Here is a 10747-nt window from a genome sequence, read left to right as displayed (position 1 = left end):
GGCCGGCTCGCCGGGCGGTGGCCCGCCCAGGCCGACGCGGCGGGCGCCCTGGCGTTCCGCCGGGCGCTGCCCGGCCCGGCGGCCGACGCGGTGCTCGCCGGCGGGCTGTCGAGCGCGGCGTTCCCGCAGGCCGTCGAGGCCGTGTGCGGCACCGACCCGATCGCCGCGCTCGCCTCCTACCCCGGCCCCGTCCGGCTCGCCAACGGCACTCGCGACCCGTTCCGCTCGCACGAGCGCGCGTTCCTGCGCGCCTGCCGCGACGGGCGGCTCGTCCTGGACGCGGCCGCCCTCGCCCGGGACGCCGGCGTCAGGGCGTGATCACGCAGGGGCCGCCGCCGCAGACGTCCACGACCCGCCCGGTCTCGAGGAAGATCGCCTTCTGCCGGCGGGCGTCGGCGTCGTTCCGCGGGTCCGAGTGCGGATCGCGGCCCTCGGCGGGCGGGGTGTTCGTGGTGGGCGGGGCGGGCGTGCCGCTGTCCCAGACGACCATGGCCGAGCCGTCGTGGGACGCGCCGAAGGCCGGAACGCCCCAGTACGGGACCTTGTCCGGGCTGCGGCCCGGCCGCAGCGCCGGGGCGTGGACGCGCGCGCCGATCGTGCGCGCCTGGACGTCCGACGCCACGTTCGCCACCTGATGGTCGCCGAACGCGACGTGCATCAGCACCCGGTGCGCGGGCGTGCCCGGGAGCGGGTCGTCCGTCATGTGCTGCGCGTAGCCGTTGGCCTCGCCCCGGTCCCACAGCATCTGGATCAGCGCGAGCCCGATCTGCTGGTCGAGCCTGTCGGGGTAGAAGAGGTCGAACACGCGGGCGTACTGCGGGAAGTCGGAGCTGCGGTTCAGCATGGTGCTGTAGTTCATGGCCGGGACGCCGAGGACGGCCCGGCGCAGGTCGGGGGAGACGGCGGTGAGGGCGCCGCCCATGATGCCGCCCTGGCTGTTGCCGTCGTAGGTCAGCGGCGCGCCGCGGTCGATGAGGGACGCCCCCGAACCGTCCTGGAACGCGGGGTGGCCGGGGAAGCCGCGGGTCATGGCGCGCCCCAGGACGACGAAGTTCAGCATCCCCTGCTGGAGCCGGTCGGCGACCGTCCGGAAGCGGGTGAGGTCGGTGAGCGCCGAGACGACGTTCGGGACGTCCTCGTCGGCCATCCCGATCCACTTCGTCGCGCAGAAGACGAACCCGTGCTCGTCCGCCATCGCCTTGACGTTGCCCGCGCCGACCTCCCCGTGCGACCCGAGCAGCCCGTGCCCGTACAGGGCGGGACGGGCGGGCTCGTCGAACGCCGCCCGGGGGATCTCGCACCGGAACGGGACGGCCTGGTCGTTCCCGGGCAGCCGGGACGGGAGCCCGCCCGGCCCGAGGCGGAACTTCGAGCCCGGCGGCCCGCCGTACAGGTCGAGATAGCCCGGCGCCCACACGACGCCCTCGACCTCGCGCGCGATCCGCTCGTCGACGTCCTCGCGCACCCGCGTGACGAGGAAGGACGGCGACCGGTCGCCGAGGCGCGCGAGGGCGTCGTCGCGGATGTGCAGCATCCGCCCGGTGAGGCCCTCCCGGCTCGCGACGGTGAAGTCCCAGGCGAGGTACAGGCCGTCGCGGCCGACGCCGTGCGCGGCGAGGTCGTCCAGGACGGGACGCATCGACCGCTGCCGTTCGTCCAGGGGATGCCCGGCGGGCAGATCGGGTCCGAGGATCGCGCGGAAGGCCGGGTTCGGAGTGATCAGGGCGCCCGAGGCGTCCCGCAGGTTCCGCAGCGCCACGACGTAGCGGCGGCCCTCCAGGAGGTTGCGCGCCGGGCGGACGATCAGCGCGCGGCGGTCCTCGGGGGCGTTCGCGTCCAGCTCCGCCCAGTACGGCCACCGCTCGCCGGTCTCGGCGTCGATGACGACGATGGGCGCGTCCGGGGCCAGGGACGCGCCGATGTCGGTGACCGGGGCCGCGCCGCTGCGGGCGAGGTCGACGCCGGGGACGCGGCTCAGCAGCATCGACCCGGGGGAGAAGCCGTCCGAACGGTTCCACTCCTCCGGGGCGACGGGCACGCCGAGCGCGTTGCGGAGCGTCGTCCGGAAGTTCACGCGGCGGCCGGTCGGGGTGCCCGGATCGGGGACCGTGTACCGGTCGCTGGGGAACGGCAGCAGGCACGCGGCCGGGTCGACGGGGTCGCATCCCCGGTCGGCGCGCGCGGCGGCGGGCGGCGCGGCGAGGGCGGCGAGCCCGGCCACCGCGAGGACGAGCGCGCTGAGCGCGGCGAGCGGGGCGCGTGGGAGACGCAACGTCCACCTCCGGACGGTCCGCGGCGTTGTGCCCGCGATCATGAACGCGCCGCGCCGCCCGGTCAATGCGCGTCCGGATGCGGCCACGGAGGGGCGCGTCAGCGCCGGTGCCGCCCGCCGGGGTGCGGCGGTTCCTCCCACTCCTCGTCCAGGCGCAGGTCCGGCGACGTCTGCTGCGGGTCGCGCGGCCGCGGCGCGTCCGGGCGCCGCATCGCGTACCGGCCCGTCGGGTACGGGCTCTCCGGCGCCGGGACCGGCGGCCGCGGCGGCGGCGCGGACAGCGGTGCTCCGGCCACGGGCTCGACGCCGGGCGGCAGACCGCCGGGCGGGGGCGGGCCGGGCGGCGGCGCGTCCAGGACGGGCCGGTCCGCCGGGGGCTCGTCCAGCAGCAGCTTCAGCTCGCTCTTGCGGCGCCCGTACACGAGGTAGAGCAGGAGCCCGACGAGCATCCAGACGATGAAGTACGCCCACGTCCGCACGTTGAGGTTCAGCATCAGCCAGCCGATGGCCGCCATCGTCACCATCGCCGTCAGGTGCGCGGCGGGCACCCGGAACGGGCGGTGCAGGTCGGGACGGGCGCGGCGCAGCGTCGGGACGGCCGCGGCGACGAACAGGAACGCGAACAGCGTGCCGATCACCACGAGCTGCTCGAGGGTGAGGACGTCCACGGTCTGCGACATGACGATCGCGGCGCCGCCCGCGAGCAGCGTCGCGCGGGACGGCACCCGGTACCGGCTCATCCCGGCGAGCGGGCGCGGCAGCAGCCCGTCCCGCGACATCGAGAAGATCACCCGGGTGAGGCTGATCAGCAGCACCAGGGTGACCGTGGTGAGCGCCAGCACCGCCCCGATGTCGACGATCTTGGCCATCGTGCCCGAGCCCGCCGCGTCGAACGCGGTCGCGAGCAGCAGCCCGCCCTGGTCGAGGCGGGCGAGGCCGTCCATCCCGACCATGCCGACGAACGCGACGGCCACGGCCGAGTACAGCACGACGGCGGACACGAGCGCGGTGATGATGCCGCGCGGCACCTTGCGGGGCGCGTCGCCGGTCTCCTCCGACGCGGTCGCGATGAGGTCGAACCCGATGTAGGCGAACGCGATCGCGGGCGCGGCGGCGAGGATCCCCCAGACGCCGAAGGCGTGCGGCGTCCCGCCGCCGAACGCGCCGAGCAGCGCGTCCAGGACGGTCCGGCCGCCCTCGGGGGCGGGCTCCGCGGGCGGGACGAGCGGCGTGAGGTTGCCGGGCTCGAAGTACTTCAGGCCGACCACGATGACGAGGCCGATCACGACGACCTTGGCCATCACCATGAACCAGAGCGTGCGCAGGCCGAGCCGGCTGCCGGTGGCGAGCATCAGCACGAGCAGCAGCAGGATCCCCAGCGCGAACAGGTCGGGCCCCTTCTCCTGCCCGATCAGGTCGCCGAGCCAGGGCGGGACGGCGACGCCGAAGTCGTGCAGCGTCTGCGTCGCGTACAGGGACCAGACGCGGGCGAGCACGGACGCGGCGAGCAGCAGCTCCATCAGCAGCGCCCACCCCACGACCCAGGCCCACACCTCCCCGAACGCGACATAGCTGAACGAGTAGGCGCTGCCCGCCACCGGAATGATCGACGACAGTTCGGCATAGGCGAGCGCGGCCAGCAGGCACACGAACCCGGCGATGAGGAACGACACCAGGACGGCGGGTCCGGCCGTCCCCGCCGCCTGTTCTCCGGCGATCTTGAAAATGCCGGAGCCGATCATCACTCCGAGGCCGAGCACCACCAGATCGCGGGTCCGGTAGACCACGCGAAGGCGGTGCCGGCCGCCGTACAGCCGGCCGGTCGCCTGCTCGACGGGCAGGCGCCGGAACATGTTCGTGCGCATGCGGATGTCCCAGGTCATAGGCGGTCCCCCCTGGCACCCGACCCCACGGCGCCGGTCGCGGAGGCCGTCGGTGAAGTCCCTAAGAATTCACCAGGTATGACCGAAAATGCAACGTTTTCCGGGGAGTCGATGCCCAGTCGCTGTTGTCGAATCCTGCCAAAGTCCGGAGCCGTTGGCGCGGCGCAGCGGCGTGCTCACCGAGGGCTAACACCGAATCGGTTTCAATGGGAGCGCTCCAGTGCGCACCATTCGCAATATGTGCGGAGGAAAGTAAATTCGCCTGGGGATCGGCCGGTGTCGGCCGTCCCGGGGCGGCGGGCGGCGCGGACGGTGGCGCGCCGCGAAGATCGGTGGCACCGTGGAGGCGCCGCGATCTTCAGGAGGTTCGGTGTTCCGCTCCCCGTCGCTTCCGCCCCCGCCGCGCACGTCCGGCGCCCACCCGCCCGGTGCTCGGCCCGGGCCGCGCGGTCGCCGTTTCCGCCGGACGAGCCCGGCCGCGGCCGTCGCCGCCGCCGCGGCCCTCGCCGCGTCGGCCGCCCTGACCGCCCCGGCGTCCGCCCGCCCGTCCGGGCCCCCGGCGCAGCCGGACAAGCGGCCGGTCGCGACCGGGTACGGCGGCGCGGTGTCCACGGTCGACCCGTACGCCAGCCGCACGGCGCTGGACGTCCTGAAGCACGGCGGCACCGCGATGGACGCGGCCGTCGCCGCCGCCGCGACCCTCGGCGTCACCGAGCCGTACGTCGCCGCGATCGGCGGCGGCGGGTTCATCACCTACTTCGACGCCCGCAGCGGACGCGTCCACTCCATCGACGGCCGGGAGACCGCGCCGGGGGCGATGCGCGAGGACGCGTTCATCGACCCCGCGACCGGCGAGCCGCTGCCGTTCGGCGAGGCCGTCACCAGCGGGCTCGGCGTCGGCGTCCCCGGCACGGTCGCCCAGTGGGAGCTGGCGCTCGACCGGTTCGGCAAGCGGAGGCTGCGGCACCTGCTGCGGCCCGCCATCGAGGTCGCCGAGCGCGGGTTCGTCGTCGACCGGGAGTTCCACGACCAGACGGCCGTGAACGAGGAGCGCTTCCGCGACATCGCCCCCACCCGGGAGCTGTTCCTGCCCGGCGGGAAGGTGCCCGAGGTCGGGTCGGTGTTCCGCAACCCCGACCTCGCCGACACCTACCGCGCCCTCGCCCGGTACGGCGGCGACTGGCTGTACGAGGGGCGCCTCGGCCGGGAGATCGTGCGGACGGTCGCCGACCCGCCGGTCGCGCCCGGCTCCGGGCGCACCGTCCGTCCCGGCCTGATGCGGCCGGGCGACCTGGCCGCCTACCGCGCGAAGCTCCGGAAGCCGACGCACGTGTCGTACCGCGGCCTCGACGTGTACGGGATGCCGCCGCCGTCGTCCGGCGGGTCCACCGTCGGCGAGGCGCTGAACATCCTCGAGGAGTTCGACCTCGACGCGGACCGCCCGGCGGACGCGCTGCACCTCTACCTGGAGGCGTCCAAGCTCGCCTACGCCGACCGGGGCCGCTACCTCGGCGACGCCGACAAGGTCGACGTCCCGCTCCGCGAGCTGCTGTCGCAGGGCTTCGCCCGCGAGCGCGCGTGCCTGGTCAAGCCGGGCGAGGCCGCCGCGGCGCCCGTCCCGCCCGGTTCGCCGGACGGACGGTACGGGCCGTGCGAGCCCGCGCGCGGCGCGGCGGCGCCCGTCACCCGCGAGGGCCCGCAGACCACCCACCTCGTCGTCTCCGACAGGTGGGGCAACGTCGCGTCCTACACGCTGTCGATCGAGCAGTTCGGCGGCAGCGGCATCACCGTCCCCGGCCGCGGCTTCCTGCTGAACAACCAGCTCACCGACTTCTCGTTCGCGCCGCCCGCGCCCGGCGCGGCGCCCGACCCGAACCTGCCCGGCCCGCACAAGCGCCCGCGCAGCAGCATGGCCCCGACGATCGTCCTGGAGGACGGCCGCCCCCGGCTCGCGCTCGGCACCCCGGGCGGCTCCACGATCATCACGACGGTGCTGCAGATCCTCGTCAACCGGCTCGACCTCGGCATGGACCTGCCCGCGGCGCTCGGCGCGCCCCGCGCCACGCAGCGCAACACGCCGCTGGTCTACGCGGAGCAGGAGTTCATCGACCGGTACGGCGGCGAACTCCGCGCGCGCGGGCACGAGCTCGCGCCGTTCGCGGGGCCGCCGCGGGGCGTGATCGGCGCCGCGAACGCGCTGGAGGTCCTGCGGCCGGGCCTGGTGCAGGCCGTCGCCGAGCCGGAGCGGCGCGGCGGCGGCAGCGCGCTCGTCGTGAGACCGGCCCGGTAGCGTGGGGATTCCGAACGCGTGCCCGGTCCGCGAGGGGGAAGGAGTCGTCCCATGGCGCAGTCTTACGTTCAGGTGACGACCACCACCGACTCGCGGGCCGAGGCGGCCGAACTGGCCGAGTCGGCGGTCGCCGAGCGGTTCGCGGCGTGCGCCCAGCTCGTCGGCCCGATCGCCAGCACCTACTGGTGGGAGGGCGAGATCGAGTCGGCGGAGGAGTGGATGGTGCTGTTCAAGACCACCGTCGACCGGTTCGACGAGCTGGCCACCCTGATCACCGACGTGCACTCCTACGACACCCCCGAGATCATCGCGACGCCGGTGGTGGCCGGGAGCCTGGACTACCTCGCCTGGATCGCCGAGCAGACCGAGGGAGACGAGCCCGGCGAGGACCCGGACGAGGTATAGGCGGCGCCGGCGGGGATCGGCCGGCGCGGGCGAGCGCGAACCGGCGGTTCCCGCGCGTGTGATCCACGCCACCATTGGGTAAGTCTTCAATTACGCGGGTCGACGTGGTTTCCTCGGCGCGAGGAAAGGGGGGCCGCCGTGCACGACGAGACACCCGGGGCCGACGACGGGCTGTTCGGGCCCGGCTCGGTCACGTGGCGGGTGATGGGCGAACCGGTCCTGATCATCGGCGGGATCCGGGCGCTGCTGCTGCAGTCGCTGCATCCGCGCACCATGTGGGGGACCGCGCAGAACTCCGAGCTGATGAAGCCCGACGCCGCCTGGGGGCGGCTGACCCGGACGGTCGAGTTCGTCCGCGTCCGCACCTACGGCCCGGTGGAGGACGTCGAGCGGGTGGGGCGGCGGGTCCGCGGGCTGCACTCCAAGCTGACCGGCGTCGACATGCGGACGGGCGAGACGTTCCCGGTCGACGATCCCGAGAACCTGCTGTGGGTGCACATGGGGGAGGTCGACTCCTACCTCGACGTCGCGCGCCGCGCGGGCGTGCCGCTGAGCGGCCGCGACGCCGACCGGTTCGTCGACGAGCAGCGCCGGGCCGCCGCCGTCGTCGGCCTCGACCCCGCGGACGTCCCCGCGTCGGTCGCGGAGATGGCGGACTACTACGCCGACATGCGCGGCCGCATCTGGGCGTGCGACGAGGCCCGCACGGGCCTGCGGCGGATGTTCAGCCCGGCCGTCCCGCGCCGCCTGCTGCCGCTGAAGCTCGCCGCCCCCGCCGTCGGGACGCTCACGGTGTCGACGCTGCCGCGCTGGGCCCGCCGCATGTACGGGCTGCCCGGGCTGCCGACGTCGGATCTGGCGGCCACGCTCGCGCTGAAGAGCCTGTACCGGACGACGCGCGCGGTGCCCGAGAAGTACCGCTACTCGCCGGACGCGCGGCGCGCGCTGCGCCTCACCCGCGAGCGCGAGACCGAGGCGGCCGCCTGGACGATCGCGTCCTGACCGGCGGCCCGGCCGGGTCAGCCGCGGCGCATCAGGCGCCCGACGGCGGCCATCAGCTCGGTCGACATGACGTCGCCCTTGCCCTCCTCGGCGCCCTCCGCGACGCAGTGCCGCACGTGGCCGTCCAGGAGACCGAGCGCGACCTTGTCGAGGGCGGCCTGGACGGCGCTGATCTGGGTGAGGATGTCGATGCAGTAGCGGTCGTCCTCGACCATGCGCTCGATGCCGCGCACCTGCCCCTCGATCCGGCGGAGCCGGGTCTGCAGCTGGTCCTTGGTGGCGGTGTAGCCGCGCGTGGGGGCCTCGCTGGTCGCCATCTCGGTCCTCGCAATCGGTTGGGGCCTCGCACGTCGGGAGGAACACCCCCGCAGGGGTATGTTATGCGCTAGTTCGGGGGGATGTTCCAGGCCGAGATGACCGGACGGTCGTGCTCGGTGCCGAGCTCCGACAGCGTCCCCGTCCGGAGGGCGAACAGCCGTCCGTACGCGGGCTCCAGACCGAGCCAGCGCGCCGTGAGCACGCGCAGGTAGTGCCCGTGCGCGACGAGCGCGACGTCCCCGTCGTCCAGGAGCGGGCGCACCCGCGCCAGGACGGCGTCGGCGCGCGCGCCCACCTGCTCGACGGACTCGCCGGGGTGTTCGGCGTCGCCGGGGATCACCCCGTCCTCCCACAGGAACCAGCCGGGCCGGTCCTCGCGGATGCGGGCCGAGGTGATCCCCTCGTAGCCCCCGTAATCCCATTCCCACAGGTCGGCGTCGACGTCGTCCACCGGCAGGCCCGCCAGCTCCGCCGTGCGGCGCGCCCGCTCGGCCGGGCTGACCAGCGTGCGGACGATCGTGCGGCGGGCGAGCGGCGCGCGCAGCGCGCGGGCCTGCTCCTCGCCGCGGTCGGTCAGCGGGAGGTCGGTGCGTCCGGTGTGCCGGCGGACGCGGCTCCACTCGGTCTCGCCGTGCCGCACGATGATCAGTTGGCCCATGCGCCCACTCTAGGCACCGCGCCCCCGCCGGCGGCATCCCCCGGCCGAGGGGCGCGCCGGGGGATGCGGCCGCGGGCTCAGCCGAGGACGGACGACGGCGGGGTCCACGGCAGCCCGTGGGCCTCGGCGACGTGGTCGTAGACGATCTCGCCCGCGTGCGTGTTGAGGCCGCGCGCCAGCGCCGCGTCGTCGCGCAGGGCGCCGCGCCAGCCCTTCCCGGCGATCGCGACGGCGTACGGGAGCGTCACGCCGGTGAGGGCGTACGTGGAGGTGTTGGGCACCGACCCCGGCATGTTCGCGACGCAGTAGAACGTGGAGCCGTGCACCCGGTAGGCGGGGTCGTCGTGGGTGGTGGGGCGCGAGTCCGCGAAGCAGCCGCCCTGGTCGATCGCGATGTCGACGAGCACCGACCCGGTCTTCATCCCGGCGACGAGCTCGTTCGAGATCAGCTTCGGGGCCTTCGCGCCCGGGATCAGCACCGCGCCGATCACGAGGTCGGCGGCGCGGGCCTGCTGCTCGACGGTGAGGGCGTTCGACACGAGGGTCCGGACCCGGCCCTGGTAGATCGCGTCGATGCGGCGGAGCCGGTCGACGTCGACGTCCAGGATGGTGACGTCCGCGCCCATGCCCACGGCGATCTGCGCGGCGTTCAGGCCGGACACGCCGCCGCCGATCACCACGACCTTCGCGGGCGCCACGCCGGGCACGCCGCCCGGCAGCACGCCGCGCCCGCCGTTGGACGCCATCAGGTGGTAGGCGCCGACCTGCGGGGCGAGCCGCCCGGCGACCTCCGACATCGGGGCGAGCAGCGGCAGCGCGCGGTCGGGGAGCTGGACGGTCTCGTAGGCGATCGCGGTGACGCCCGCGGACAGCAGGGCGTCGGTGCACTCGCGGGACGCGGCCAGGTGCAGGTACGTGAACAGGACCTGCCCCTCGCGCATCCGGTGGAACTCGGGCGCGATCGGCTCCTTGACCTTGAGGATCAGGTCGCCCTCGGCCCAGACCTCGTCGGCCGAGTCGAGGATCTTGGCGCCCGCGGCGGTGTAGTCGTCGTCGGGGATCGCCGAGCCGAGGCCGGCGCCGCGTTCGACGAACACCTCGTGGTCGTGGCGGGTGAGCTCGTGGACTCCCGCCGGGGTGATGGCCACGCGGTACTCGTGGTTCTTGATCTCGCGGGGTACGCCGATCTTCACGGAAGGCTCCTTGTGGGGGCTGACGTCCGTACCTTTCCAGCGTCCTGCCCGCGGGCCGCCGCCCGCCACGCGCAGCATGGCAGCACATCGCCGTCTTCGCTGACAGGGTGTAAACCCGGAGCCGGAGGCGACCGTCAGTTCTCCGGACGGCGCACCGGCGGGAGCCACTCGTCGGCGATCGCGACCGTCAGCTGCTCCAGCAGCGGCCCGGCCCGGCGGACGCGGCGGCCCGTGTCGGGCTCGATGTCCTCCAGCGCGTAGACCGCCTGGATGCGGGCCTTGCGGAGCTGCTCGCCGGTGAGGCCGCGCCGCCCGGCCACCGCGACGACCGGGACGCCCGCCCGCGCCGCCGCCCGCGCGACGCCGATCGGCGCGCCGCCGCGCAGCGAGCGGGTGTCGAGGACGCCCTCCCCGGTGACGACCAGGTGCGCGTCGCGGGCCCGGTCGGCGAAACCGAGGACGTCGAGCAGCACGCCGGGGCCGGGCTCGATCGTCGCGCCGAGGAAGGCGAGCGCGGCGAACCCGGCGCCGCCCGCGGCCCCGGCGCCCGGCAGGTCGCGGACCGTCCGGCGGGTCGCCGCCTCGGCCAGGTCGGCCCAGCGGCGCAGGCGCGCGTCGAGCACCCGGATCTCGTCGAGGCCCGCGCCGGCGCGCGGCGCCAGCACGGCCGCCGCGCCGCCGCCGATCAGCAGCGGGTCCGCCGGGTCACCGGCCGCGACCACCTCG

Annotated in this window: 9 protein-coding genes and 1 pseudogene; 4 read left to right on the top strand and 6 right to left on the bottom strand. The window is 75.0% G+C overall.

What is annotated here, in order from left to right:
* Window positions 1-318, top strand: a pseudogene (locus ACFQ11_RS35240) (hypothetical protein); the annotation flags it as partial.
* On the opposite strand, the gene ACFQ11_RS35235 reads toward ACFQ11_RS35240, so the two are convergent.
* Window positions 308-2272, bottom strand: coding sequence for a hypothetical protein (locus ACFQ11_RS35235; protein WP_378306823.1), 1965 nt, complete (start codon window positions 2270-2272; stop codon window positions 308-310). The pseudogene ACFQ11_RS35240 and the gene ACFQ11_RS35235 sit on opposite strands and share 11 nt — an antisense overlap.
* A 98-nt stretch (window positions 2273-2370) precedes the next feature.
* The gene (locus tag ACFQ11_RS35230; protein WP_378306821.1) at window positions 2371-4155 is read right to left on the bottom strand and encodes an APC family permease; all 1785 of its coding nucleotides are present in this window, start codon (window positions 4153-4155) and stop codon (window positions 2371-2373) included.
* Between the two features lie 370 nt (window positions 4156-4525).
* Between ACFQ11_RS35230 and ggt the strand changes: the two genes are divergently transcribed.
* The 3 genes from ggt (at window position 4526) to ACFQ11_RS35215 (ending at window position 7852) form a co-directional block, all read left to right on the top strand.
* On the top strand, window positions 4526-6445 hold the full coding sequence (ggt, locus tag ACFQ11_RS35225) for a gamma-glutamyltransferase (RefSeq protein WP_378306819.1): 1920 nt from the start codon (window positions 4526-4528) through the stop codon (window positions 6443-6445).
* A 51-nt stretch (window positions 6446-6496) separates the two neighbouring features.
* The gene (gene cutA / locus ACFQ11_RS35220) at window positions 6497-6850 is read left to right on the top strand and encodes a divalent-cation tolerance protein CutA (RefSeq protein WP_378306817.1); all 354 of its coding nucleotides are present in this window, start codon (window positions 6497-6499) and stop codon (window positions 6848-6850) included.
* 138 nt (window positions 6851-6988) lie between these two features.
* Window positions 6989-7852, top strand: a complete 864-nt coding sequence (locus ACFQ11_RS35215) for an oxygenase MpaB family protein (protein WP_378306815.1) — start codon at window positions 6989-6991, stop codon at window positions 7850-7852.
* A 17-nt stretch (window positions 7853-7869) separates the two neighbouring features.
* Here the strand turns inward: ACFQ11_RS35215 and ACFQ11_RS35210 are convergent, their stop codons facing one another.
* The 4 genes from ACFQ11_RS35210 to ACFQ11_RS35195 all read right to left on the bottom strand — a co-directional run.
* A complete protein-coding gene (locus ACFQ11_RS35210) occupies window positions 7870-8169 on the bottom strand; it encodes a metal-sensitive transcriptional regulator (protein WP_378306813.1) in 300 nt (99 codons plus the stop codon).
* A gap of 68 nt (window positions 8170-8237) precedes the next feature.
* Complete coding sequence (locus ACFQ11_RS35205; RefSeq protein WP_378306811.1) at window positions 8238-8828, bottom strand: histidine phosphatase family protein; 591 nt, start codon at window positions 8826-8828, stop codon at window positions 8238-8240.
* A gap of 77 nt (window positions 8829-8905) precedes the next feature.
* Window positions 8906-10021 carry an alanine dehydrogenase gene (gene ald / locus ACFQ11_RS35200; RefSeq protein WP_378306809.1) on the bottom strand — a complete coding sequence of 372 codons (1116 nt, stop codon included), beginning with the start codon at window positions 10019-10021 and terminating at the stop codon, window positions 8906-8908.
* Between the two features lie 134 nt (window positions 10022-10155).
* Window positions 10156-10747, bottom strand: a 592-nt coding sequence (locus ACFQ11_RS35195) for a glycerate kinase (RefSeq protein ID WP_378306807.1), incomplete at its 5' end; no start/stop codon positions are given.

The organism is Actinomadura sediminis (assembly GCF_042675525.1).
In the GTDB taxonomy this organism is placed as follows: Bacteria; Actinomycetota; Actinomycetes; order Streptosporangiales; family Streptosporangiaceae; genus Spirillospora; species Spirillospora sediminis.
Note: the sequence above shows the minus strand (reverse complement) of the source record. Positions and strands in the feature narration are given on the sequence as shown.